The sequence below is a fragment of the Actinoallomurus acaciae genome, assembly GCF_042429965.1.
Taxonomy (GTDB): Bacteria; Actinomycetota; Actinomycetes; order Streptosporangiales; family Streptosporangiaceae; genus Actinoallomurus; species Actinoallomurus acaciae.
In genome coordinates this window covers 1-24,734 of record NZ_JBHLZP010000064.1, presented here as the reverse complement: position 1 = coordinate 24,734, position 24,734 = coordinate 1, and the positions used below count along the sequence as shown (strand labels likewise).

Annotated in this window: 24 protein-coding genes; 12 read left to right on the top strand and 12 right to left on the bottom strand. The window is 68.3% G+C overall.

Translation table 11 applies throughout. The features are described from left to right. Positions 1–224: 224 nt before the first annotated feature. Positions 225–3,044, top strand: a complete 2,820-nt coding sequence (locus ACFFNX_RS11825) for a WD40 repeat domain-containing protein (RefSeq protein ID WP_378199401.1) — start codon at positions 225–227, stop codon at positions 3,042–3,044. 19 nt (positions 3,045–3,063) lie between these two features. On the opposite strand, the gene ACFFNX_RS11820 is transcribed toward ACFFNX_RS11825, so the two are convergent. The 3 genes from ACFFNX_RS11820 to ACFFNX_RS11810 all read right to left on the bottom strand — a co-directional run bounded on the left by ACFFNX_RS11820 (position 3,064) and on the right by ACFFNX_RS11810 (position 6,320). Then, positions 3,064–3,936: a hypothetical protein gene (locus tag ACFFNX_RS11820; protein ID WP_378199398.1), complete on the bottom strand. Its 873-nt coding sequence runs from the start codon at positions 3,934–3,936 to the stop codon at positions 3,064–3,066. A gap of 516 nt (positions 3,937–4,452) precedes the next feature. Further along, a complete protein-coding gene (locus tag ACFFNX_RS11815) occupies positions 4,453–4,863 on the bottom strand; it encodes a hypothetical protein (protein ID WP_378199395.1) in 411 nt (136 codons plus the stop codon). Between the two features lie 509 nt (positions 4,864–5,372). Beyond that, positions 5,373–6,320 (bottom strand): acyl-CoA desaturase, encoded by a 948-nt coding sequence (locus ACFFNX_RS11810; protein ID WP_378199392.1) that lies wholly within the window; start codon positions 6,318–6,320, stop codon positions 5,373–5,375. A gap of 417 nt (positions 6,321–6,737) precedes the next feature. On the opposite strand from ACFFNX_RS11810, the gene ACFFNX_RS11805 reads away from it, so the two are divergent. Beyond that, positions 6,738–7,031, top strand: coding sequence for a hypothetical protein (locus ACFFNX_RS11805; RefSeq protein ID WP_378199389.1), 294 nt, complete (start codon positions 6,738–6,740; stop codon positions 7,029–7,031). Positions 7,032–7,325: 294 nt separating this feature from the next. Here ACFFNX_RS11805 and ACFFNX_RS11800 read toward each other — a convergent pair whose 3' ends face one another. Continuing rightward, entirely contained in the window at positions 7,326–7,916 is a 591-nt protein-coding gene (locus tag ACFFNX_RS11800) for a TetR/AcrR family transcriptional regulator (protein ID WP_378199386.1), read from the bottom strand. 95 nt (positions 7,917–8,011) lie between these two features. On the opposite strand from ACFFNX_RS11800, the gene ACFFNX_RS11795 reads away from it, so the two are divergent. After that, positions 8,012–8,737 carry an SDR family oxidoreductase gene (locus tag ACFFNX_RS11795; protein WP_378199383.1) on the top strand — a complete coding sequence of 242 codons (726 nt, stop codon included), beginning with the start codon at positions 8,012–8,014 and terminating at the stop codon, positions 8,735–8,737. A 140-nt stretch (positions 8,738–8,877) separates the two neighbouring features. Here ACFFNX_RS11795 and ACFFNX_RS11790 read toward each other — a convergent pair whose 3' ends face one another. Then, entirely contained in the window at positions 8,878–9,144 is a 267-nt protein-coding gene (locus ACFFNX_RS11790) for a hypothetical protein (protein ID WP_378199381.1), read from the bottom strand. Between the two features lie 245 nt (positions 9,145–9,389). Between ACFFNX_RS11790 and ACFFNX_RS11785 the strand changes: the two genes are divergently transcribed. Then, a complete protein-coding gene (locus ACFFNX_RS11785) occupies positions 9,390–9,671 on the top strand; it encodes a hypothetical protein (RefSeq protein ID WP_378199378.1) in 282 nt (93 codons plus the stop codon). 136 nt (positions 9,672–9,807) lie between these two features. Here ACFFNX_RS11785 and ACFFNX_RS11780 read toward each other — a convergent pair whose 3' ends face one another. Continuing rightward, on the bottom strand, positions 9,808–11,277 hold the full coding sequence (locus ACFFNX_RS11780; RefSeq protein ID WP_378199374.1) for an MFS transporter: 1,470 nt from the start codon (positions 11,275–11,277) through the stop codon (positions 9,808–9,810). 194 nt (positions 11,278–11,471) lie between these two features. On the opposite strand from ACFFNX_RS11780, the gene ACFFNX_RS11775 reads away from it, so the two are divergent. The 3 genes from ACFFNX_RS11775 to ACFFNX_RS11765 all read left to right on the top strand — a co-directional run bounded on the left by ACFFNX_RS11775 (position 11,472) and on the right by ACFFNX_RS11765 (position 13,919). Further along, a complete protein-coding gene (locus ACFFNX_RS11775) occupies positions 11,472–12,056 on the top strand; it encodes a TetR/AcrR family transcriptional regulator (protein ID WP_378199371.1) in 585 nt (194 codons plus the stop codon). Positions 12,057–12,187: 131 nt separating this feature from the next. Further along, entirely contained in the window at positions 12,188–12,700 is a 513-nt protein-coding gene (locus ACFFNX_RS11770; RefSeq protein ID WP_378199368.1) for a GNAT family N-acetyltransferase, read from the top strand. A 115-nt stretch (positions 12,701–12,815) separates the two neighbouring features. Beyond that, positions 12,816–13,919 carry a hypothetical protein gene (locus ACFFNX_RS11765; RefSeq protein ID WP_378199365.1) on the top strand — a complete coding sequence of 368 codons (1,104 nt, stop codon included), beginning with the start codon at positions 12,816–12,818 and terminating at the stop codon, positions 13,917–13,919. Between the two features lie 17 nt (positions 13,920–13,936). Here ACFFNX_RS11765 and ACFFNX_RS11760 read toward each other — a convergent pair whose 3' ends face one another. Next, complete coding sequence (locus tag ACFFNX_RS11760) at positions 13,937–14,350, bottom strand: MerR family transcriptional regulator (protein WP_378199362.1); 414 nt, start codon at positions 14,348–14,350, stop codon at positions 13,937–13,939. Positions 14,351–14,492: 142 nt separating this feature from the next. Between ACFFNX_RS11760 and ACFFNX_RS11755 the strand changes: the two genes are divergently transcribed. Then, positions 14,493–15,914, top strand: a complete 1,422-nt coding sequence (locus tag ACFFNX_RS11755; RefSeq protein WP_378199359.1) for an MFS transporter — start codon at positions 14,493–14,495, stop codon at positions 15,912–15,914. Between the two features lie 545 nt (positions 15,915–16,459). Here ACFFNX_RS11755 and ACFFNX_RS11750 read toward each other — a convergent pair. After that, positions 16,460–17,239, bottom strand: a complete 780-nt coding sequence (locus ACFFNX_RS11750) for a resuscitation-promoting factor (RefSeq protein WP_378199357.1) — start codon at positions 17,237–17,239, stop codon at positions 16,460–16,462. A gap of 283 nt (positions 17,240–17,522) precedes the next feature. Between ACFFNX_RS11750 and ACFFNX_RS11745 the strand changes: the two genes are divergently transcribed. From ACFFNX_RS11745 to ACFFNX_RS11735, 3 genes are all read left to right on the top strand, one after another. Continuing rightward, positions 17,523–17,978, top strand: coding sequence for a DUF6210 family protein (locus ACFFNX_RS11745; protein ID WP_378199354.1), 456 nt, complete (start codon positions 17,523–17,525; stop codon positions 17,976–17,978). 110 nt (positions 17,979–18,088) lie between these two features. Further along, the gene (locus ACFFNX_RS11740) at positions 18,089–18,382 is read left to right on the top strand and encodes a hypothetical protein (protein ID WP_378199352.1); all 294 of its coding nucleotides are present in this window, start codon (positions 18,089–18,091) and stop codon (positions 18,380–18,382) included. Next, the gene (locus ACFFNX_RS11735; protein ID WP_378199349.1) at positions 18,372–18,953 is read left to right on the top strand and encodes a carboxymuconolactone decarboxylase family protein; all 582 of its coding nucleotides are present in this window, start codon (positions 18,372–18,374) and stop codon (positions 18,951–18,953) included. The genes ACFFNX_RS11740 and ACFFNX_RS11735 overlap by 11 nt, the downstream gene beginning before the upstream one ends. Positions 18,954–18,998: 45 nt before the next feature. On the opposite strand, the gene ACFFNX_RS11730 is transcribed toward ACFFNX_RS11735, so the two are convergent. The 3 genes from ACFFNX_RS11730 to ACFFNX_RS11720 all read right to left on the bottom strand — a co-directional run bounded on the left by ACFFNX_RS11730 (position 18,999) and on the right by ACFFNX_RS11720 (position 22,750). Then, complete coding sequence (locus tag ACFFNX_RS11730; RefSeq protein WP_378199346.1) at positions 18,999–21,131, bottom strand: (Fe-S)-binding protein; 2,133 nt, start codon at positions 21,129–21,131, stop codon at positions 18,999–19,001. 207 nt (positions 21,132–21,338) lie between these two features. Then, entirely contained in the window at positions 21,339–22,334 is a 996-nt protein-coding gene (locus ACFFNX_RS11725) for a hypothetical protein (RefSeq protein WP_378199344.1), read from the bottom strand. Further along, a complete protein-coding gene (locus ACFFNX_RS11720) occupies positions 22,292–22,750 on the bottom strand; it encodes an RNA polymerase sigma factor (protein WP_378199341.1) in 459 nt (152 codons plus the stop codon). The genes ACFFNX_RS11725 and ACFFNX_RS11720 overlap by 43 nt, the downstream gene beginning before the upstream one ends. A 247-nt stretch (positions 22,751–22,997) precedes the next feature. On the opposite strand from ACFFNX_RS11720, the gene ACFFNX_RS11715 reads away from it, so the two are divergent. Continuing rightward, positions 22,998–23,669, top strand: coding sequence for a C39 family peptidase (locus ACFFNX_RS11715; protein ID WP_378199338.1), 672 nt, complete (start codon positions 22,998–23,000; stop codon positions 23,667–23,669). A gap of 16 nt (positions 23,670–23,685) precedes the next feature. On the opposite strand, the gene ACFFNX_RS11710 is transcribed toward ACFFNX_RS11715, so the two are convergent. Then, positions 23,686–24,734, bottom strand: a 1,049-nt coding sequence (locus ACFFNX_RS11710; protein WP_378199335.1) for a CU044_5270 family protein, incomplete at its 5' end; no start/stop codon positions are given.

Here is a 24,734-nt window from a genome sequence, read left to right as displayed (position 1 = left end):
GCATGCCACCAAGGTGGCATGCCCCGAACACTCACGAAGCGAAATCCCCAACATGATCTAGCTATGTAGTACTAGACGAGGCCGAGGACCCGAGGACTCTCATCGCGGAACTGGTCAGACCGCTCCTGGACGTCTGCACGAACACGGGGCTTCGCCTGCTCTTGGGCACCCGTCGCCACCTTCTCCGGGACCTCGGTTCCCGCATCACCACGCTAGACCTCGACGTGGAGTACGAGGACCGGCGAGCGGTCCGTGACTACGTGCGGACGCTGTTGCGGGAAGGCGGCGCCGGCGCAGCCCTAGACCCCGACCGGCTCGCGAAGACCGCCGAAGCGATCGCCGAGGCGGCCGGGCGGTCGTTCTTGGTCGCGTCGATCACCGCGCGAATGGTGGCGGGCAGCGACGACCCGGCCAATGCCGACGATCCACAGTGGCGGAACGCACTCCCGCGGCACGCCTCCGACGCCATGCGCGAGGACCTCGACGTCAGGCTGAAGGCAGATGCGCCGAAAGCGCGCAATCTCCTGCTTCCCCTCGCCTACGCTCGTGGGGAAGGTCTCCCATGGGAGGACGTCTGGGCTTCGCTGGCCACGCTCCTCAGCGGCGAAAGATACACCGACGCTGATCTTGTCTGGCTTCTCCAATCCGCAGGCTCCTACATCTCTGAAGATCTCGACGGCGGAAGGTCCGTTTACCGTCTTCACCATGCTGCTCTGGCTGCGCATCTGCGAGAGAGCAACGGACCAGCGGCGGCCGATGATGCCTTCACCGAATTCTTTCTCGGCCAGGTGCCTCGCGACAGAGAAGGACACCGCGAGTGGGACCGGGCTCATCCGTACGCGCTGCGACACCTCGCCGAACACGCGGCGGCCGCTCGCCGGCTCGACGAACTCGTGACCGACCCCCGCTTCCTGGTCGCAGCAGATCCCGATGGCCTGCTCCCCGTTCTGCACATGACCGAACGTGAGCGCGGTCGCCAGGCCTCCCACGTGTATCAGCTGACGGCACATCGGCTCGGGCCGGTGCCTTCGGATGACGCGGCCACCGCTCTGGCCGTCACGGCGAGCATGGCCCGTGCCCGGTGGCTCGCGGACGCGATTGTCCGGCACTATTCCGTTCGTTTCGACATTCCGTGGGCTCACTGGTATTCGGCCTCCACACACCGGCGTATCACCGGCCACGCGGGTCCGGTCATGTCGGTGGCCCTTCGCCGTTTCCGAGAACGGATGATCGCCATCACCTGCGGTGACGATGGCACCGTACGCTCCTGGGACGTGGAGCGCGGCCTCCCCGCCGGAGACATCCTCGTCGGCCACACCGGCTGGGTGATGTCGGTCGCGTTCATTCCGTCACCCGACCGACTGCTCGCCGTCTCAGGGAGTTCCGATGGAACCATACGGCGCTGGGACGTTCTGGGCGGTCGGCAGATAGGACGATCGATCAGGAGCGATGCCGGATGGGTGATGTCGGTCGCGTGCGAGAGGATCGGACGGCGCACCGTCATCGCTGGCGCCTACATGGACGGGACTGTCAGGCTCTGGGACGCCGACAGCGGCACCCCGATCGGCGAACCGTTCAAAGGCCACGAAGGGCGCGTGACAGGAATCGACCTGCGCTGGGTCGATGACCGGCTCATCCTCATCAGCGGCGGCTTCGACGGCACCGTACGCAGATGGGACGTTCTCGCCAACGCGGCGATCGGTCAGCCCCTTGTCGGCCACGAGGGCGGTGTCAACGCGGTACGGTTCGGCACTTTCGAAGATCGCGTTGTCATCGTCAGTGTCAGCAGCGACGATACGGTGAGATGCTGGGATTCCGCCTCAGGAACGCCGATGGGCGAGCCGATGGTCGGCCACGGCGACCGCGTCAACGGCGTAGCGGTGGGATGGGCGGACGGCAGTCCCGTGATCGTGACCGGGAGCGATGATGGGACGGCGAGGCGATGGAGTTTCGACTCTCGTGCCGAAACGGGGCCCGCGCTCACCGGGCATCGGGAACCGGTGAACGGCGTGGCACTCGGCCGCGTCAATGGCCGGGAGGCCGCTGTCACGACAGGCGATGACGGCATGGTTCGATGCTGGGACCTCGCGGAGGGAACTCCGATTGGAGATCCCCTGGATGGTCACACCGGTGGGGTGAACGTGATCACCCGCGCGGAGCTCGACGACCGTCCGATCGTAATCAGCGGAAGCGACGACGGAACCGTGCGCCTGTGGGACCTGTATTCCGGTGATCCGTGGGGCGATCCCATCAGCGGGCACGCAGGCCCGGTCATGGCGCTGGCCATAACACGACTGAACGACTCGCCGGTCCTGGTCAGTGGTGGCAGCGACGGAACACTGAGAGTCGTGGACCTCTCCTCCACCGAGCTCATGGGTACTCCGCTCGCCAACGACGCGGGATGGGTGATGACGGTGGCACTGGGCTACGCCGCAGGTCGTCTGCTCGCTGCGGTCGGCAGCATCGACGACGGGTCGCTGCGGCTTTGGGACCTGACGTCGTTCTCCCCTTACGCCGATCCCCTTGTCGGTCACGCCGGCCCGATCATGTCCGTGGCGATCAGTCAGGACGGCGACGAGTCCCTCGCCGTAAGCGGGAGCGAAGACGGCATGTTGCGGCTGTGGGACCTCACGTCGGCAAGGGCGGCAGGCGATCCGATCAAGGCACACAACGGACGTGTCGCAACGGTGAGCATCGGCAGGATCAAGGGGCGACCTGTCGCTGTCAGCGGCGGCGACGACGGCACCGTCAAGCTGTGGGACATCGGATCGCGGCAGCAGGTCGATGTGGTGACCCGCGGACATGATGGCGCCGTCAACACGGCGCTGCTCGGCGACTGTTTCGGAAATCCGGTCGTGGTGTCGGCCGGCAGCGACGGAGTGATCCATTGCAGTGATATCGCCGAAGGACGTGCGTCATCCGTCGACGTGGGCAGCGCGGTGCTCGGCCTGGACCTCGCCGATCGGGGCCGCCTGCTCGTCGCCGCGCAGGCGGGGATCGCCTGCGTCCGCCCCCGAGAGTTCAGCGGCCTGCGCCGCGGGTGAGCCGTACCCGCGCAGCATTTCAGACGCTGCCGTCGAGGGCGCGCGCGATCGTCGTTCCGGTAAGAAGATCCGTGAGGTACGGACGCATGTCGTGGGCATGGACACCGTTGTGAAGGCGGATGTGCCCGACCCGCTCACCGAACAAGGGACGCAGGTTCTCCACCAGACACACGATGTCTCCCTCGTCCACGATGTTGGTCCACCTCGTCACCGACCCTGGCCATCGGCCTATGCGTTGGCCCGGCGAGTCGACAGAACGCGGCGGCGGATCCAGCCGCTCGAAGACAAGGTGTCTCAGTCCAAGCGGAGAACCGAGAGTGACAAAGTCGGTGACCGGCCACTGCGGATGTGCGCAGAGAATCTCGTATGCAATGACGGATCCCAGCGAGTGCCCGATCACCACTCTGGTGTCGTCGCCCACATAGGACGCGACACGGTCGCGGATCTGTGCCCGGAGGGTGGGATCGGTGAAGTAGGCCTTTACTTGTTTTAGATCACCGATCAAAAATCGTTCCGCGATGCCGCTGAAGAAGCGCGACTCACACAATGCGTACAAGGCATCCTGGACCCAGCCGGGAGTCCTTCCGAGGGCCTCCTCCTCAGGGGGAAAGACGCCCTTGTCCGTGGCCGCGGCACCCGTCCACCATGCCTCAAGAAGTGCGAGCTCATATGGGTCACTGACGTCGGCGGCATCGTAGTACGGGGCCGGGGCCAGCGTTTCGGACTTCGGCCGGTAGAGGATCCCGTAGTCCGCGAATACCGCGTCGGATGGCTGGATATCGCTTCCCGCGAAGGTGATTCCCTGCCGCAGCGAGGGGAACAACTTGGCATGAAGGTCGATATGTCCGCTGACCTGCTGACCCACGCCGTGAACAATAACGATCTTAGCCATGACCATTCCGTTGTTCGACTGAATGTCGCAGAGCCGGACGGCAGTGGCTGCCCGACCTTTCATATTAGGAGCCGTACGGGTGTCGAGCAGGCCCTCCCGGCTGGGCGGACATCTGGACATTAGCGTGTCGCAGCTCACTCCGTACAGGTGGCTCGAACGTCCCCGTGACGTGGATCGGATAGCGGTATCAGGCCAGGTCGACGGTCACGTCGCCTGACAGCAGCAGTGATAGCAACGCTCGCAACCGTCGCCTGCCGCACACGCGCCAACCGTCTCGACCTCTAGCAACTACCTGGGCCCGGATGCTGGTCTAGACGCCCACATCGGGGCCTTCGCGGCGTGCACTTAGCGTGCAATTAGCCAGGGGTCAGCAGGGGTCACTCATGCGCAGCTGCATCCGCAGGTCAGCGACGCTGAGGGCGGCTTTCGGGGTGTTGATCCCGAAAGCTGGGGGCTTCTCTCACTGCCTCCAGAGTTCCACGTCACCACCGCAACCGCATACCTCAAAGACCCTGATCACACCGGCTGATCGCCCTCGAAGCGCATGCCATTCTCGTCATATCGCCAGCAGCCGGAGTGTGTCTCCGAGCGCCAGGTCTGCGGCGCTCGTTGAGCTCGCATCACCCAGTCCCGAAGCTCCTGAAGGCCTTGGGAACGCAGCGACGAACGTACGGCCACCCGATCAGCCGAACAGACCGGATGGACATGGACATGGATGCCGACCGCGCTCGGGTGGTAGCCCTCGCCACCGAGGTTGAAGGATCGGGAGGGGACCCACCACACTGCCAGCACCACATCCGAAACTGGTCCCTCGTCGAAGCAGGGCGGTTTCACCGAAGCGTAACCCTCTCCCAACCCCTCGATCAGGTCGGTGAGAGTGACCGGCCACGACTGACCAGAACGCAGACGGCGGTTACGCGACGACATACCGCCCATCATCCCTTCCGCACCAACCGCCGAAAGGGGGAGAACGCCGAGAATGCACGGGCCGGCGGTACCGCAGGTGATCGGCAACCGGTGGCGCTGACGCCCCAAGCTGGCAGCGTGTTTTTGCCGGTCGTACAGATGATGGGCAGATACAAGGCAGGTCCCAGGGAGTCAGAGCGTCTCGCCCTCGGACGCCTTGGGCTCGCTCGGACGGCCCTCACCTATCGTCAGGGTGACGTGCCAACCGTCTTGTCCGTAGCGATCTGGGTCATCTGTCGCTTCGCTGAGCGGATTGCTCCCGGCTCCAACAGGAGCACAGTGAAGGCCGCGATGTGCCAGTAGCGGTCACCGCTAAGTTCCTCGTCCACAACGAGGCCGTCGATCCCCGCAGCCCTCAGCGCGCCCTCGGCGACCTTCGGACGATCACCCGGGCGTCCACCGGCTGCCGGCTCAGGGGGCGACTCCCTGGAACCCCCGCGGTGAGGGGCTCCGCCCCACGGGTCGCTGTCTCAAGAGGGTCTCTCTCGGCTTGAGATTGCCGAGTTGTCATCGCGTCCTCGCATGGTCGGGATGCGGCGGGCGGCGATTCGGGTGGGATCGGGCCAGCGTACGTCGGCGGCCCAGCCCAGCCGCTCCAGGATCCGGATGATCCAGGCGCTCGGATCCGCCTGCCCGCGCAGTACCCCGTGTCGTGCCGAGGTGGGCTCGGCGTGGTGAAGGTTGTGCCACGACTCCCCGAACGAGGGCAGTGACAGCCACCACACGTTGGTCGACCGGTCTCGTGAGGCGAACTGGCGCTTGCCGAACAGGTGGCAGATCGAGTTGACCGACCACGTCACGTGGTGCAGCAGCGCGACCCGTACGAGACTCCCCCACAGGAACGCGGTGAGCGCGCCCTGCCACGACCACGTCGCCGCACCGCCGATGACCGGGGCGGCCAGCAGGGACACGGCGACCCACAGGGGAAACCAGCGGGAGATCCGGGCCACGTCCCGGTCGGCGAGCAGGTCCGGCGCGTACTGCGGCAGCGGCGTCTGGTTCACGTCGAACATCCAACCGACGTGCGCGTGCCAGAATCCCTTGGCCAGCGCCAGTCCCGAGTCGCCGTACTTCCAGGGCGAGTGCGGATCACCCTCCCGGTCGGAGAACCGATGGTGCTTACGATGGTCGGCGACCCAGCGGACCGGCGGGCCCTCGATGGCCATACTGCCGGCGATCGCGAGCGCGATGCGCAACGGCCGCGCCGCCTTGAACGAACCGTGCGTGAAGTGCCGGTGGTACCCCACCGTGATGCCGAGCCCGGTGATGACGTACAGGACCACCGCGATCACGACGTCACGCCAGCCCAGCCCCCACCCCCACGCCACCGGAACGGCGGCGGCGAGAGCCAGGGACGGCACAAGGATGAACAACCCCAGCAGCAGACGCTGCCACCGGCTCTGCCGGTCCTCGCTCACCGCACCCGACGGTGGCGGATCAAAAAGATCTTCAAACGGAGAACTGCTGGCCGATGACACTTCGAAGGCCCCCTTCGCCGAGACGGAAAACCAGAGTCAAGATCATCGGCTGACACCGTGTTACCGCCAGAGGCGGCAGTCTCTGGATACGAGGACCTTGGCCCCTTGCCGTCCGGGCGGCGCGACCGCCTCACCAAGGGGACCGCCGCCGAGACGGGCGACGCCTCTGGCGCGCAACTAGCCAGGGCGAACCGAGGGCAATAGGGGTCACTCACGGACCATCGCAGCCGCAGGTCAGGGCCGCTAAGGGCCGATATCCATTTAATTCCCAAGCGCTTCAACTCCACGCCGCCGGTCATCGCCGCCGTGCCCCGCAACGCCTCATGTCGGGCGATCGAGCCGTCTAGACTCCAGGGCATGGATCTCAAAGAGGCGTCGTACATGGTCCTTAGCGAATCCGCCCCATATGCGGAGCTGCGAAACGTCGCCCAAGCCGTGTATGACGACTTCTCTGCCGGTCGCGAAGTCCCCTACGTCGCCCTCAAGGGCATTCTCACCGAGGCCAGCCGTAAAGGCGTACTGGGCAAACTCAAGCAGAGGTACGGCTACGACACGTTCTACGACATGGTCATCGTGCTCGGCCGTGAGACGGATCGCCAGCGGACCATCGCCGGAGATCTGCCCGCCAGAAGGCGCTCGGACGCCCGATAGAACAAACGCCTCCGACGGGGCTCTCCGACCGGTTCAGGTGCAGGTCAGGCAGGCAACCGGCAGGAACTGCACTACCGGGTGCGCAGGCGTCGCAGAGCAGTGACCGAAGAGTTCCCGACGCAGAACCCTGCCGACGCCTCTGATCCAAAGAAGCCAGGGAGAGAACGCGTCGACCTGGCCGACGACCGTGCGGTACGGGAACATTTCCGCGGTTCTACTGTTGCGCCCCCTGGTGGCAGCCCAGGTGACGCCGTGGTGCACGGTAAGCGAGCAGCACTCATCCCTGCGCGGTCGTCAGGGGTGGGGCAGCGCAGCGAAATCCACCGCGTCCAGGCTGGCGGCGAGTTCGGCGGCCGCCTCCCGGATGCGGGCCGGAAGGCCGGCGTCGTTCGGCCGGTCGATCCAGCGCTCGAACGCGGTGCGGAAGATGGCGACACCGACCTGCGCGAGCAGCGTCGCCTCCGATTCCGGGGTGCCTCGGTCCCGCAACGCGTCCGCCACCGCGTCGGTCACGGCGGCGAACTTGGTCCGTCCCCGTTCCTGTAGCTCCGGGCTGGCCCGGACGACCGCGCGCCGTTGCACGGCGAGCGGGGCCTGGTCGGCCAGCCCGCCGGCGACGTCCACGAGAGCGGCCAGGAGGGCCTCGAAGGACGAGAGGGTGTCGTCGGCGTGACGGACGGAGTGGGCGAGAACGGCCGGAAGTCGTTCTGATCCGGCGAACAGCACGTCCCGCTTGTCGGTGAAGTAACGGGAGAACGAGCGCCGGGTCAGCCCGGCCCGCCCGGTGATCTGCGCGACGGTGACGTTCTCGTACCCGTGCTCGAGGAACAGCTCCAGCGCTGCCTCGCGGAGCCGGTCTTCGGCGCATGGGTCCCATCGCGGCATGACCATCATCATAACGGTGATGACTCACTGAGTCATCGTCGCTGCTATGGTGATGACTCAGTGAGTCGTCACCGTTCGAGCATAGGAGTAGCGCCATGGCTCTTTCAGGCCAGCGCGTCGTCATCATCGGCGGCAGTTCAGGAATGGGGCTGGCCACGGCCCGCGCCGCAGCGGCGGCCGGGGCGGCGGTCACGATCGCGTCGAGCGACCAGGGACGTCTGAAGGCCGCACTCGCGGAGCTGCCGGACACCTGTGACAGCTCCGTCGTCGACACCCGCGACGAGGCTGACGTCGCGGCCCTGTTCGCCCGCGTCGGCGAGCTCGACCATGTGGTCTACACGGCCGGTGACACGGTGCGCCCGCAGCCGCTGGCAGACCTGCCGCTCGACGCCGCCCGGGAGCTGTTCGAGGTCCGCTTCTGGGGAGCCGTCGCCGCGGTCAAGCACGCGGCGCGACGCGTCCGACCGGGAGGCTCGATCGTGCTGACGTCCGGGACCGTCGCTGTTCGCCCCGCACCCGGTGCGGCGCTCGCGGCCGGCGCCGCCGCCGCGACAGAGGGCCTGACGCGAGGGTTGGCCGCCGAGCTCGCCCCGATCCGCGTCAACGCGGTCCGGCCGGGAGCAGTTCGGACGCCGCTGTGGGACCCGGTTCCGGAGGCGCAGCGTACGGCGCTGTTCGCGACCCTCGCCGACCGGACGCTCACCAAGTCGATCGGGGAAGCGGACCAGATCGCCGCGGCACACCTGTACCTGATGGAGAACCACTTCGTCACCGGAACCGTACTCACTGTTGACGGAGGCGGCGTCCTCGCCGGGAGCTAGGGTCTGGACCGACGCAGCGATAGTGAGCGGGATCGGCGGGTGGGAGGTCGTCGCGTGCGGTGGTCGTACGGGATCGGGTGGCGGTGACGGCGCAGACGGCCTTCCTCATGCCGGCCGATCGGATGCACTCAAGAGCGGCTTCACCGGGATCGGGGCCACAACCTCGTCCGCAGTTCGGTGGCGGCCTCGCCGAGAAGGAGCGAGCGGATCAGCAGTTCGACCATCACACAGTCGAATTCGTCGGAGCGAGAGCGATAGCGACTCTCGTCGGACTCGACGACACCCTCAGCGATGCGAACGCCACCGTCGGCGCCGACGAAGGACACCTCATAGATGCCGTACCCGGTCCAGCTTCGGTGCATGAACAGCTTGCCGCCTTCGACGAAGATGTCCCACTTCTCGTCCATGTCAGGCGCCTGCCGGCCGAGACAGATGCGTTCCCACTCCTCGTGCGACCAGACTCGCTCCGGCACAGCAGGCAAAGGCCGTGGAGACAAGATCGGGAAAACCCGGACGCCCAGACTCGACCTCGTAACGCGCTCGCCAGATGACACAGAGGGAATCGTCCCTCATTTCCGCCTCCCGCGCAGAACTCAGGACGGCCGCCGCAGTTGAACTGAGTGGGGGATTAAGCACCGCCCTACAGTGAGGCGTGGCCGACGACTGGACCGAAGACGAATACGTCGAGTATCTGCACGGCGAGCGCCGGAGCTTCGCGTGGGTGCTGCAACGGTACGGCGGCCTCACGCCGGTCGAGGCCGCGAACGCGGCGCTGAAGCGCTATCCCTACGAGGCGAGCGATGCGCCGTTTCGCGGACTCATCTTCCACGACCATTCATGGCACTGGGCGATGCTCGCGATCCACGGAGACGACTACACCGTGGAGCACCCAGAGCTGGTCGACCCACCGCCCGAGTACGACGCCCTCCGCTGATACGCGACGGGAACACACCCGAGCCTCGCCCGGGAGGCGATGACGAGGGGTTCCCGGTACGGCCGGAGCTGTGGCCGCAGGTGATCGAGATACTGTCACCTCCCGAACCCGACCTGCACTGCTGGGCCACGCCGCCTTACTCAGCCGACGTCGGCTGTTGCCGGGGCCGGGACAACAACGGCGCCAGGGCGGCGGTGACGACGCTGACCGCGGCGACGACGTAGAAGGCGACGCGGTAGCCGTCGACGATCGCCGTAGAGCCGCTGTCCCGGCTGTGGCCGGTGACACTGGCGGCGACGGTGACCAGAGCGGCCAGACCGAGCGCCGCGCCGAGCTGGCGGCATGTGTTGATCAGGCCGGAGGCGACGCCGGCGTTGCGCGGGTCGACACCGGCGGTGGCCGCGACGATCGCCGGCATCATCATCACGCTCGTACCGGCCCCCACGATCAGGGTGGGAAGCAGCACGTGGCCGACGTAGCCGGAATGGGTCGGCAGCCGGCCGAGCCATGCCAGCCCGACCGCCGCGACCAGGCCTCCGGCCAAGACCAGAGGGCGCGGGCCGACGGTGGGAATCAGCTTCTGCGAGGCGAGGACGCCGATGCTGATCACGGATGTCATCGGCAGCAGCGACAGCCCGGCGCGCAGCGCGCTTTCGCCCAGTACCTGCTGGAGATAGAGCGAAACGAAGAACGGCGGTGCGGTGATCGCGACGCCCATGCACAGGGTGAGGAGGTTGCCCATCCGGACGTTGTGAATCGAGAAGATCTCCAGCGGGATCAGCGGTTCGTCGGTGCGGCGTTCGATGACCACGAACGCGGCGAGCAGCGCGACGCCGGCGACGAGGGCGGTGAGGACCCGACCCGAGCCCCAGCCGTCGTCGGGGGCGGCCGAGACGCCGTAGACGATCGCGGCGGCGGCAAGAGTGACCGTGATCGCGCCGGGGACGTCGGTACGGGCACGGCCCTTCGAGGTGCCGGAGGGCGCGAGGCAGACGAGGCTGGAGATGAGCAGGCCGGCGCCGATGGGGACGTTGACCAGCATCACCCAGCGCCAGCTCACCGAGGCGAGCAGGCCGCCGAGCACGATGCCGGCGGCTCCCGCGCTGGAGGCCGCGACTCCCCACCACGTCATCGCCCGTGTGCGCTGGGCGGGCTCGATGTGACTGGCGGTGATCAGGCTGAGGCTGGAGGGGGCGAGCGCGGCAGCACCGGCTCCCTGAATCAGGCGTGCCGCCAGCAGCATCCAGCCCTCCTGGGCAAGACCGCCGAACAGACTGGCGGCGGAGAAGACGACCAGTCCGATCTGGAAGACGCGGCGGCGGCCGAAGATGTCGCCGGCGCGTGAGGCGAGGAGCAGCAGACCGCCGAAGGCGACGAGGTAACCGTTGACGACCCACTGCTGCGCATCGACGGACAGGCCGAGCCCGGACTTCATCGACGGCAGGGCGACGTTCACGATGCTCGAGTCGAGCACCACCATGAACTGCGCGACGCACGCGATCGCGGCGACGGCCGCCAGACCCACTCCCGGCCTGGCGACCTCCTGCGGCACATGACGTGGGGAGGACGTGGCCACACCTTTGGACGGCGATTGTTCGTACGGCATCTGGAGTGCCTCCACTCGATGTCGGATAGCCTGTCCGGCAAGTGTAGAGCATTGCCGGATAAGCTATCCGGCAATGCCTCGGCGGTGCCGGATAGGGTGTCCTTTCGGGGACGGCAGAGACGGACGGCCCCGGCGAGGGCAAGACCGCCGAGGGCCCGGCGTGGTACGAGGCGCCACGGCACTGGAGGAGGACGATGGCGTCGGGCAAGACCTCTTTCCCGAACCGGCGGGCGGCCGCCGAGCGCAACCGCGAAAAGATCCTCACCGCTGCGCGGGCCGCCTTCGCCGATCCCGCCGCGGAAATCTCGATGGCGGAGATCGCACGACGCTCCGGTGTCGGAATGGCCACCCTCTACCGCAACTTTCCCGGGCGGCAGGAACTCCTGGAAGCCCTCTACGCCGACGAGGTCGACGAACTGTGCGCCGCCGCCCGGGTTGAAGACGGACAGACGCCAGGCGCCGCCTTGATCGCGTGGCTGCGCCTGCAGTTCGCCTTCATCCCCAACAAGCGCCTCATCGTGGCCGAACTCCTGGAGCACACCGACCGCGACGACATCCGAAGCCACCGCGCGCGGGCGATAGAGGCCGGCAGACCACTGCTGTCCGCGGCGCAGGAAGCCCGCGAGATCCGCGACGATCTCACCCTTGAACAGATCTTCGACATCATCATCGCCATCGCGAAGATCAACGGCCCCCCGGACCATCTGGAGCCGATCTTCGAAACCATGCTCGACGGCCTCCGCCGCACGGCCGAACCCGAGAGCACGGCACACCGATAGCCAGGCGCCGTGGCCCAGCCCCGACGGCGGCCAGAGCCGAACGATCCTGGGCCGATCAAACGCGGCGTTATCGATGACGACTTCCGCCAGCCGCAGAGGAAGCCTTCCCGTCCGATATCCGGCTCACAGGGTTGGGTCTTCACCTGCGAGAGTGGGCCGACGATGACCTGCCGGTGATGGTCGGGCTTTTCGACGATCCGCAGTTCTACCAGTGGACGCCTTTGGCCTCTCCGTTCGATCTGTCGGCCGCACAGGCGTACTTGTCCAGGGCGCGGGAACAACGCGACGCCGGCCGTGTCGTCCAACTTGCGGTCACCACGGACGGACACGCGGCGATGGGCGAGGTCCTGCTGATCCACCGGGAAGAGGGCGGCAGACACGCGGCAGAAATCGCGTACGGAATCGGAGCCGAGTACAGACGCCGGCGTTTGGCCGCGCGGGCCGTCGAACTCTTGACTCGGTACGCCCATGACACGCTGGCGTTCGACCGGGTGATTCTGCGCATCGACCCCGGGAACACGGCCAGCGAAGCCGTCGCCCGGACCACGGGATTCCACCTCACCGACGAAGAACCCGTCGTCCGCGAACGCCCCAACGGCCGGAGCGTGCGCCTGCGTACATGGGCTTACCGATCTGAGAAGTAAGAAGGTCTCCTTGGCTCGCTGACGGTGCGGCTGCCGAACGGCGTGGCGGCGTTGCATGCGGCGTGTGCCCTGCCGGGCCGATGGGCAACTGGATCGTCAGTGGCAGGATGCGGGCATGGACGCGATTCTGCGCGCCGCCGGTGCGGTGACGGGTGCCGAGTTGACCGACCCGGTCGACCTCGGGGGCAGTGCACGCAGTGTCGTGTTGCGTTGCAGGCCCGCCACGGGCGGCAGCGTCATCGTCAAGGCCTTCAGCACCACCGATCCAGAGGCGCTGCGTGCGTTCACCGCGGAGGCGGCCGGATTATCGCTGGGGCTGGCCGGTCCGAAGCTGCTCGGCGTGGACGCCGGGTTCCCGTTGTTCGTGATGGAGGATCTCGGGGACGTGCCGACGCTGGCGGACGCGCTGCTCGGCGACGATCCGGAGGTCGCCGCGCAGGGGCTGTCGGCGTGGGCCCGAGGTCTCGGACGACTGGCCGCGGAGTCGGTGCACCGGCGCGCCGAACTGTCGCGGCTGTGGGCCCGATACGACACGGGCATGGCGTCGCCGGAGGACGAGTCGTGGGTCGCGCGGAATGCCGAGGCGCTGCCGGCGGCACTCGCCGGGGCCGGACTCGCCGTGCCGCCGGGATTGGCCGAAGAGCTGGCACTGATCGGGCGGGCAGCCGGGGAGTATCCGGCCTTCACCCCAGGTGACACCTGCCCCGACAACGGCTTGCTCACTCCGACGGGCCTGCGACTGATCGATTTCGAGGCCGCCGGTTATCAGTCGGTGTTCCTGACGGCCGCGTACTGCCGGATGCCGTTCTCTAGTTGCTGGTGCGTCTTCAGCCTGCCGGCCGGGCTGGCGGAGGAGATCGAGCAGCTCTATCGCAGTGAGGTCGTCGAGGCGTACCCGGCGTTGGCCGATGACACGGTGTGGCACGCCGGGATGCGACAGGCCGTCGCGGCGTGGACGGCGACCTCGACGGCGCGGCTGTTGCCTCGCATAGGCGAGGACGGGCCGTTGCACCGGACCAGGCGGCCGGTCCCGACGAGGCGTCAGGTCCTGAGGCACCGCTGGATGCTGGCGAGCACGGTGGAGGAGCTTCCGGCCATCGCGGAGACGATGCGCCTGCTGCTGCGCGAGGTGGCCGAAGGATGGGATGTCGGTCCCCTGCCCGGGTACCCCGCCTTCACCCGGCGAGGCGATCCACGCGGACAACGGCGTACGGCTTGACTCCTTCAAGGAGGCGGTCAGCGGATGCCGGCGGTCCTGTTGCCGCTGACCGTTCGGATCGGATCGGTGGGCGGCACGACCGTCGCGGTGACCTGTCCGACGCGTTGCAGTTCCAGTAGCAGCGATCTGGCTTCGCTCAGCAGTGTCTGCTGGCGCTCGATGCGGCCTATCTGCTCATCGATGCGCTCTTGGGCGCGCGCGCAGTACACGACCTCGGACGTGTCCGCGCTCGGCAGCATCACGACGATGTCGGTGATGTCCAGTCCGACCCGCAACAACAGTTTGATCTTCGCGATCTGGGCGACCGCGCTCGCGTCGAAGTCGCGATACCCGCGGCTGTCGCGTCGGGACGACAGCAGCCCCGCCGATTCGTAGTACCTGATCGAACGCGGACTCGCTCCGGACCGCCGCGACAGCTCACCGATCCGCATCGCGGCCTCCCCGCTTCCCGATCCGCCTGTCCCTCGCAACGGTAGCGACGCCGTGGTTCTTCCGGGTTTGAGGTGACATCGATGTCAATCGTTAGCGTCCCCGTTCCACCACCCGCCACGGTCGCGAAGGAGGGGATCGCCCGTGTCCGAGAGCGTTCGGTCCAACAGAGTCATGTTGCTGGCGCTGACCTGCGTCGGTCAGTTCATGGTGCTGCTCGACAACACCATCGTCGGTGCGGCACTACCCACCATGCAGGTCAGCTTGCGCACCACCTTGACCGGTCTGCAGTGGATCGTGGACGCCTACGTGCTCGTGGTCGCGATGCTGCTGTTGGCCGGTGGTGTGCTCGCCGACCGTGTCGGTCGCAAGCGCGTCTTCCTGACCGGCGTGGCGGTGTTCACGCTGGCTTCGCTGTTGTGCAGTGTCGCCCCGACGCTCGGCTGGCTGGTCGCCGCGCGCGTCCTGCAAGGCGTCGGGGCCGCGGCGCTGAGTCCCGCGTCCCTCGCCTTGCTGGCCTCGGCGTACCCGCAACCGCAGGAACGGGTGAAGGCCATCGGGCTGTGGGCGGGCCTGAGCGGCGTCGGAATGGCCGCCGGCCCGGTGGCGGGCGGCATCCTCACCGACACGTTCGGCTGGCCCAGCATCTTCCTGGTCAATGTGCCGATCGGAGTGATATCGCTGCTGGCCGGCCGGCGAGTGCTGAGCGAGTCTCGCAACCCGGCGGCGCCCAGGTTCGACCTCGCCGGGCAGGCACTGTCGATCCTCGGCGTCGGCGCGCTGACCTTCGGCCTCATCGCGGCGGGCGACCACGGGTGGACCTCACCGATGATCCTCGGCGGTTTCGCCGCGGCCGCCGTGCTGCTCGCGCTGTTCGTCGCCGTCGAGGCGCGCGTGGCGACACCGATGCTGCCGCTCCGGCTGTTCCGTCAGCGGCTGTTCGTCGTATCCAACACCGCCATGGTGGTGGTCGGGTTCAGCCTGATGGGCTCGGCGTTCTTCTTCTCCCAATTCTTCGTCTTCGTTCAAGGACGTTCGGTGCTGTGGGCCGGTGTCCAGACCCTGCCGTGTTCGCTGGCCATGGTGATCACCGGCCCGTACGCCGGTCGCATCGCCGCCCGATTCGGCTTCCGGGCCGTCGTCACCGCCGGACTGGCCCTCGCGGCGACCGGGCTCCTGACGCTGTCCGCGGTCCATCACGCCACCGGGTACGGCACCGTGTGGTGGCGGCTGACCATCGTCGGCGTCGGCTTCGGCCTGGCGATGTCACCGCTGACCGGCGCGACCGTGTCCTCGGTCGACCCGCAGGACGGCGGCCTGGCGTCCGGCGTCAGCAGCACCGCCCGGCAGATCGGCGCCATCCTGGGAGTCGCGGTGCTCGGTGCGATCGTCCGCACCCGGCAGACCCGCGGTGCCACCTTCGAGACCGGGCTCGACACGGCGTTCCTCGCGGCAGGCATCGTCACCGCGGCCGGCGCCGTCCTGACGGGCCTGTGGCTCGTCAGGAGACACCCTGCCGGACCGCCCGCACCCCCGCGGACACTTCGCGACGTACTTGAACGGTGACCTGTCCGCACCGGTCGAGCACCGCTGCGACTGGTACAACCTCTGGGCCGCCACGGCGGCGCTGCCGATCCTGGACGGCCCGCTGGTCGCCTGACGCGGGGAGCGGCGGGTCCCGATCGCAAGGCGCGTCGCCCGACCACGCCTCCGATGTGCACGATCACGGCTGAGAATGAATTTCGGGGCGAAAGGCGTAGACCGTGGGGCCCTCCTTCAGGACGTGCCAGTCGCTCGCGCAGAGGGTATCGGTCTTGGACTCCTGCCCCTCGGGCCACCACGAGGCGGTCAGCGTCGCCGGCGTACGGGAGGCGGCGGCGCGGCGACAGGCCTTGAGCGCCGTGGAGTCGTCGAGCGTGAAGCGGAGAATGCGCTCCGAACCCGTGGTGCGGATGGCCTCCGAGACCGAGCGCGCCCGGTCCGGTCATGCTCCCGAGTGAACCGTTCCCGGGTGTGGTCGGGCGTCCGTCGCGCGGCCACTGTGGATCAGCCGGAGGAACGACCGCGAATGCGCTTCAGGTCGTACGCGGCGCGAGACGCGGAGGCCTGACTCAGCTGAAGAGGTAGTGACCGCAGCTCGGCCACTGGCCCTGCCAGCGGCCGCCCACCCTGTTGTACAGGAGCTGGGCGCGGTAGGTCTGCTCGGCCGCGGAGGCCTGGCTCGGGAGGCCCGAGCCGCCGACGGTCGCCCACGACTGCTGGTTGAACTGGTACAGCCCGTAGTAGCCGGACGGGTTGACCGCGCGGGGGTTGCCGCCCGACTCGCACTTCGCCAGGGCGCTCCAGTTGAGCCGGGCGGCGGAGCCGGCGCCCGTCGGCTGCGGCCCGACGGCGACGATCTGTGACACCGGCTTGCGTTTGATCTTCTGGGCGATGACGGCCTTGACCTTCTTGCCGTGTCGCTTGACGTACGCGACCTGTACCTGCTTGAGGCCCGTGCGGCCCTTCCGCATCACCTTCTGGCTGTACGCGGGGACCTTGCTGCTCTTCTTCCGCACGATCGGCGCCGGGATCTTGATGACCTTGGTCACGGGGTCGGACAGCAGGTGGAGGACCTTGACGGTCGCGGCCGGTGCCGCGTCGGCGGGCGGGGTCACCAGGTCGTGCGGGCCGAGCTGCACGCCCACCTGGGCGAGCACCGCGCGTACGGTCCCGGCCGTGGTCATGGTCTCGGCGGTCTTCTTGTGATCGACCACCACGACGACCTTCCGCGGTGTGGGCGTCGGTCGGGGGATGTCCGCGGCCTTCGCGTCGTCCGGCTTCGACGACCCGCATCCGGTGGCGGCGACCGCGAGCATCGCGAGACTGGTGATGATCACGGAAAGGCGCACGATTCCTCCTGCGTATCGGCAGCCCCCCGCGTACCGACCAGCAAATTTAGCGGAGCAAATGACGCCTTTCCCGGCGAACACGAAACTTCCTCTGCCCACCTGAAGTGTCCGGACCCGGGCAGGTCAATTCGGACCGGCTGGGGCTGACACCCTCATCCGCCTTCGAACTCGTGGCCTTCCCACGTGGAAAAGAGTGAACGACCGCCGGCCCCCACCCGTACGGTGACCGGATGCGGAAGGGTTCACGAACCGAATGCCGTCGTCTCGGACGAGGAGTTCGAGGATGACCGGAGCGATGGAGGCGCGGCGGTACGTCTTCCTCGACCCGGACGGGACGCAGGGGCGGGACTGGCTGTACGTCATCGTCCGCGCTTCCACGGGGATCTGCTACGAGCAGCAGTACGGCGGGACGGCGACCCGGTCGGGTCACGTCGAGGGGTATCTGGTTCCGGTGCGAAGCGACCCGGCGCTGGCCGAGCTCCGTACGTTCTTCGAACGTCATCTTCGAGGAGCCGGTGCGGAGGGGCGGTCCTGGCCGGAGGACGATGTGCGACGGCTCCGCGGTGCGGTGGCGAAGGTCGTCTTCTGGGAGTCGGCCGCCGAGCCGGAGGGTGTGGACGGCCGTGGTCCGCGAACGCTGGAGCTGGACGCGAGCCGGCTCGGCGACCTGGACGAGGCGTGGGTTCCGGTCCTCACCGCCGACGGCCCCGGCGTCCTGGTCTGGCAGAACTCCGACTAGGGCTCCATGTCACATTCGACCGGGTGCTCATCGTCTAGTCCATAGGAGCGAAAGACGTGGAGGGCGCCGTGCCGGATGAGGACAGGAAGCGAGCAGCGTACCGAGCCCTGGTGGATCGCGTGCTGAACGGGGCGGGCAGGGCGTCCGCGGAGCAGCGAGCGCGGGCCTTCGCGGGCGGCGGCCTCTCCCCGCCGTTGGACGCGCTGATCGGCAAGGTCGCCGACAGCCCGGCGCAGGTCACCGAGGCCGACCTGGCCGCGGCGAAGGCCTCGGGCTGCACCGAGGACCAGCTCTTCGAGCTGGTGGTGTGCGCCGCGGTCGGCCGGTCCGCCCGGCTGTACGACGCCGGGCTGGTGGCCCTGGCCGAAGCGACCGCCGAGGGGAGACCGGATCATGCGACTTGACATCCTCGACCACGGCTACCGCCCCGGAACCAAGCTGCTGTTCGCGCTCATCCGGCTGTTCTCCGGGCACCCGGTACCGGACGCCGCCAAGCTGGTCTTCTACCGGCCCGACTTCTACGGCGACCGGGCCAAGGAGTTCATCCACGAGGCGATGCGCGGGCCGTCCGCCTGGTCGGTGGGTGACCGGGAGCTGATGGCGGCCTACGTGTCCCAGGTGAACGAGTCCGCGTTCTGCGTCGGCGCGCACACCGCGACCGCGAGCCGGGCGTACCAGGATGGGTCGCTGGTCGCGGCGGTGCTGGCCGACCTGGAGTCGGCTCCCGTCGCCGAGCCGCTGCGGGCAACGCTGCGGATGCTCGGCAGGCTGACCCGGGAGGGAAGGGTCGGCACCGGGGACATGCGGGAGGTGCTGGCCGCCGGTGTCTCGCCCGAGCAGGTCCGGGACGCGCTCGCGGTCTGCACGGCCTTCAACACCACCGACCGGCTCGCCGACGCCTTCGGCTTCGAGCTGCTCAGCCCCGAGGGTTTCGAGGCGGGAGCCAAGTATCTGCTCAAACGGGGTTACCGGTAGCGGCGGGGCCCGGTCGCCGAGGTCGGCGGCCGGGCTCCGGCGTCGTTACTCCGCCGCCGCGGGCTCCGGCTCGCCCTTGATGGAGCGGATCAGCAGCTGGGACACGTCGACCACCTCGAGGGAGTCCTTCGCGCCGCCCGAGGACTTCTTCTCGTTGATCGCGTCGCCGAGCATCACCAGGCAGAACGGGCAGGCCGTGGACACGGTGTCCGGGTCGGTCTCCAGGGCCTCGTCGACGCGTTCGGTGTTGATGCGCTTGCCGATGCGCTCTTCCATCCACATGCGGGCGCCGCCGGCGCCGCAGCAGAAGCCGCGGTCCTTGCAGCGGTGCATCTCCTGGGTCTGGACGCCCGGGACCTTGGCCATGATGTCGCGGGGCTGGGAGTAGACCTTGTTGTGCCGGCCCAGGAAGCACGGGTCGTGGTAGGTGATCTTCTCCTCGACCGGCGTGACCGGGGTGAGCCTGCCGGTCTCCACCAGGTGGGACAGCAGCTGGGTGTGGTGCACGACCTCGTACGTGCCGCCGAGCTGCGGGTACTCGTTGGACAGCGTGTTGAAGCAGTGCGGGCAGGTGGCGACGATCTTCTTGACGCCGGCGTCGTTGAGGGTCTCGATGTTCTGCTGGGCGAGCATCTGGAAGATGAACTCCATGCCGAGCCGCCTGGCCGGGTCGCCGGTGCAGGCCTCCATCAGGCCGAGGACGGCGAACTTCACACCCGCGATGTGCAGCAGCTCCGCGACGGCCTTGGTGGTCTTCTTCGCCCGGTCCTCCAGGGCGCCCGCGCAGCCGACCCAGAACAGGTATTCGGTGTCCTCGGGCAGCTTGTCCTCGACCATCGGCACCTCGAAGGCGAGCTCCTCGATCCACTCGGCGCGCTTCATCTCGGACATGCCCCACGGGTTGCCCTTGTTCTCCAGGTTCTTCAGCATGACGCCGGCCTCCGACGGGAAGCTCGACTCGATCATGACCTGGTAGCGGCGCATGTCGACGATGTGGTCGATGTGCTCGATGTCCACCGGGCACTGCTCGACGCAGGCGCCGCAGTTGGTGCAGGACCACAGCACGTCGGGGTCGATGACGCCCATGGACTCGGCGTCGCCGACGAGCGGGCGGCCGGCCTCCTTGAGCACGTCCTCGGGCAGGTTGTCGCGCTCGTCCTCGGCGGCGAGGATGTACGGCGCCTTGGCCAGGGCGTGGTCGCGCAGGTCCATGATGAGCGTCTTGGGCGACAGCGGCTTGCCGGTGTTCCACGCGGGGCACTGCGACTGGCACCGGCCGCACTCGGTGCAGGAGGCGAAGTCGAGGAAGCCCTTCCAGGTGAAGTCCTCGATCTTGCCGCGGCCGAAGGTGTCCTCGTCGGGGTCGGCCTCTTCGAAGTCGATCGGCTTGCCGTCGCTCATCATCGGCGGCACCGGGCCGAGCGCGTCGGGACGGCGCTTGAACATGACGTTGAGCGGCGCCAGGAAGATGTGCAGGTGCTTGGAGTTCAGCACGATGATCAGGAAGATCAGCATGACGCCGATGTGCAACAGCAGGCCGACCGACTCCAGCGCCTCGTTGACGTTGTGACCGGCCGGCTTGAGCGCGCTGCCCACCAGGTGGGACATGAAGGCGCCGTCGCCGTACGGGAAGTTGCCCGTGGCGACGCCCGCGCCGCGGAACAGGAACATCGTCCACACGACGTTGAAGATCATGAACAGGACGAGCCAGGCGCCGCCCAGGTGGGAGCCCTTGAACCGCGACCTGCGGTCGAGGCGCTTCGGGGAGTTCTTCAGCCGGATGACGGTGAAGACCACCAGGCCGAGGAAGGCGGCGACGGCGATGAAGTCCTGCAGGAAGCCGAGCGCGTCCCACCTGCCGACGACGGGGATGTGGAAGTCGAGGCCGGTGAGCAGCGCGCCGTACGCCTCGATGTAGACGGTGATCAGGATGATGAACGCCCACATCACGAAGAAGTGGGCGAGCCCGGGCACGGTCCACTTGAGCAGTTTGCGCTGCCCGAGGACCTCCACGACCTGGCCCTTGACCTCGTCGCCGACGTTGTCCTTGGCCGACGCCAGCCGGTCGGGCGCGGGCTGGCCGCTCATCGCCACGCGGTAGAGGAACCGGACCCGCCGCACGGCGAGCGCCAGCGCCACCACGGTGGCCGCGAGCCCGATGATCAACCTGATAACCACGTTTCCGTCCTTCCGGTACGGCCTGGTTGCGGCGCTGTGCAGTCAGCGTATGGCCGGCGACTGACAGCCACGGACAACGATCCGCATACTACCGATCAGTAGCTTATGCGCCAGCCCCCAGAACCTTGAACCGGACGTACGGCACCGAAAGCGACAGGTCAGATCGGTTCCGCGCAGACACTTCCCGGGGACCGAGGGAAGCGGGGGTCAGCCGCCGTACGTGGTGTTCGTCCAGCCCATGGTCAGGTAGATCTCGCTGTGGGCGATGGCACCCGGCTTCATCCCCGTCGTGTCCACGCTCGGGAGCGGCGGCTTGCCCGGCGTGGGCCGAACCCGCTTGCCGCCGTTGCCCTTCACGAGGATGAGCCGGGTTTCGAGCGGCACGTACGTCACCGGGTCGAGCAGCAGCTCGTTGTCGTAGACGTTCTCGCTCTGCGTCATCCGCCCGGCCAGGACGATCGCGGGACGCCCCGTTGAGTCCCGTGCTGTGCCGAGGCTGCGGACACCGGGGACACCGGCGAGCACGCGGAACACCGCGGACCGCAGCTGCGGCGAGGAGGGGGCCGGCAGGAAGTGCCCGGCCGCGGTCAGCAGGGAGCTCGACCCACCGTTCATGGCGTCCGCGAGCAGGTATTTCTTGAGCGCCTGCGGGTCATCGGCCATGGCCTCCCGCTCCTTGCCGGTCGGTGGCATCGGCGGGCACGCCCCACGCCCGGCGCACGGGACGGCCTCGCGCGCTTCGGCCTGCCTCTGCTCCCGCTTGTCCGCCGGTGTGTATCGGGACAGCCTCCAGGGCTGTGACCTGGCGGACTGCCTGACACCTCCGACGGCGGAGAGCACCGTCCAGGTCGCCGGGGACCCCGCACGCCTCCACGCCGCGCGGTCGGCCGGGGTCTGCGGCGTGGCTCCGGCGGTCCGCACGCGGATGATGTCCGTCTCCTTGTCACTCCGCGCGCTCCACTGCTCCACCTCGATCCGCGTACCGAAGATCATGTAATCGCCGCGGTCGATGTGATGGCCCTCGCTGCGGATCGAGTGGACGTGCCAGTACCGGCCGACGGGAGTGGCCCCGGCCTTCTCCGCCGCGGTCAGCAGGATCTGCCGGGCGGTCATCGACCGGACCTCCTGGGGCCTCTTGGTGGCCGGCGTGCCCCCGCCGGTCAGGCCGATCGCCACCGCGACCGCGGTGGCGGCCCCGACCACGGCGAGGCCTCCCCACAGACGGCGGCGTGTACGGGCCGGGCCAGTCGCGGCTGGAGGCTCTGGGCGGTCACCCAGTCCACCACCTGACCTTCGTGGCCCTCGGCCGCCTCGTCCCGCCGGAGACGGCCGAGCGCGCGGTAGTGGCGCGTCTCCTTCCGCCGATGTTCGGCGACGAGCCTGGTGGCGATGCCGAACAGCCACGGCCGTACGTCGCCGCGTGACGCGTCGAAGCTCTCCCGTCTCCGCAGGGCGATGAGAAAGGTGTCGGCGGCGATGTCGTCCGCCACGTGCCGGCCCAGCCGTCCGGCGACGTAGCGATAGATGTCGTGGAAGTGCTGGTCGTACAGGGCGGCGAACGCGGCCTGCGGCAGGTCCGGTTCGACGACCTTGGGCGGCGTCTGCGACCCGGCCCTCACGCGGGGGGCTCTGTCATCGAGGTCACCTTCCGGTGATCGGTATGGCTTACACCGGTACTCCGGCGGAGCACTCCTCGGCTTTCACGCGAACCCCCGGCCGCCCCAACCGGTACTCCGGCCGAGCACCGACAGACGGCTATATGAGTAAATAGAGTTCTACAACGCGTTACATGCGCATATAGCGGCATTCGCTTGAACCGTCTTGCAGCACGGCCCGACCGGGCCCTGTGATGTCTGGGGGTCGCAAGTGAAGAACGCGCCCGGCCGGCGGCCGGCGGTGGGTCTCGCCGTCGCCGCCCTGCTGGTGGGGACATCGGCCCCGCCCGCCCACGCCACGACGGCGGCCCGGACCGCCGTGACGAACGCCACGTCCGCCACGGCGGCACTCCCGGCGATGCCCCGCGCATACCGGCTGGCCCTCCACGCGCAGTTCCAGACCACGAACTACTACTGCGTCCCGGCGTCCACGGCGATGAGCCTGTCGACGTTCGGGATCAAGGTCAGCCAGGACGCGCTCGCCAAGAAGATGAAGACCACGATCCGCGGCACCGGCGGCGACAGCGCCGCCGAGGTCATGGACGGCTACCTGCACCCGAGGCGGTACGACGACCGGATCGTCGCCGATGTCGTCGGGCGTCCCCAGATCCTCATGCAGCGGGTCTCCTACGACGTCGGCACCCTGCGCCGGGCACCGATCATGCAGGTGTGGATGGAGAGGCTGCCCTGGAACCAGGGTCACCTCAGGGGCCAGTGGATCGGGCACGCGATCCTCGCGTACGGCTATGACCAGAACACCGGGATGATCACCGTCTTCGACCCCTGGCGCCCCACCGGCGGCACCCACACGCTGCCCGCGAAGGTGCTGGCCAAGGCCCTGCAGAGCGGCGCCGGCATGCACTACATCTCCCGTCGCCGCTGAGCGCGGGCTCCCCCGGTCAGTGGAAGAGGGGAAGTTTCTTCGGCGGGGACGGCTTGTCGTCCGTCCAGTTCGAAGCCCGGGTCAACCAGTAGTTGATCACGAAGCCGGGCTTGCGGGTACGGTACTCGCCTCCCGGCTTCACCAGCACCGCCTGCTCGGCCAGCAGGGCCCCGGTCCCACGGTCGAAGATGAGTTCCTCCCGCTCGGCGTAACCGAGCTCCTTTCGCACGAGCTTCCCGTCCGGACCGGGGCTCCAGCCCCAGGAGGGCTGGTCGACGGCGACCGCGATGCCCTGACGGCCGAGCGGATCGGTCGCCAGCCCGATCGCCCGCACGTCGGGCTGAGTCACGAGGGCGCGCATCAGCCCGGCCCGGACCTTCGGCGGCAGCGGCGCGCTCTCGAACAACTCGGCCGCCTTGTTGAGCTTGTACGCGTTGCTGAGCGGCGGCACCGCCTGGCGCCGGCCGGGGCGCCCGGGGGGGTTGAGGGTGAGGAACCGAGCCGCCAGAGTCGCCGGGTCGGTGGGGAGCTTGAGGATCTCCTTCACCGTCAGTTCCCGGCCGGACCCCTGCACGAAGAAACGGCCGCCCGTCCCGTCGCCGGACGGGTCCTCCTGCCACGAGCCGGCGCGTGTGGTGTACGTCTCGTGATGGTCGTTGGACCAGACGCGGAAGGAAGAGGGTGACCCCGCCTTGCGCCAGGCGGCCCGATCCTCCTTGGTCGCCGGCCTCGCGGGCAGGTCACGGCCGTAGAACACATTGCCGCCGCCGGCCTTGACCGCGGTCCACTCGAAGGTCTCGCTGTGCGCGCCGACGATCGCGTAACCGTCCTTGACGATGTAGGACTGGCCCTGGATCTGATCGGTGTACCAGTACTCGCCCATGGGCTGCCGTTCCGCCTGGTCGGCGGCTGCCAGGAACACCGACGTCGCGTCCAGCCGCACCGGCGTGGGCGGTGAGTGCCGTGGGCCGCTGCCTCCCATGCCCACGGCGAGCACGACCGCCGTGCCCCCCGCGATCCCGGCCACCGCGGCCGGGGCGAGCAGGACGCGGCGCCGTCGCCGCG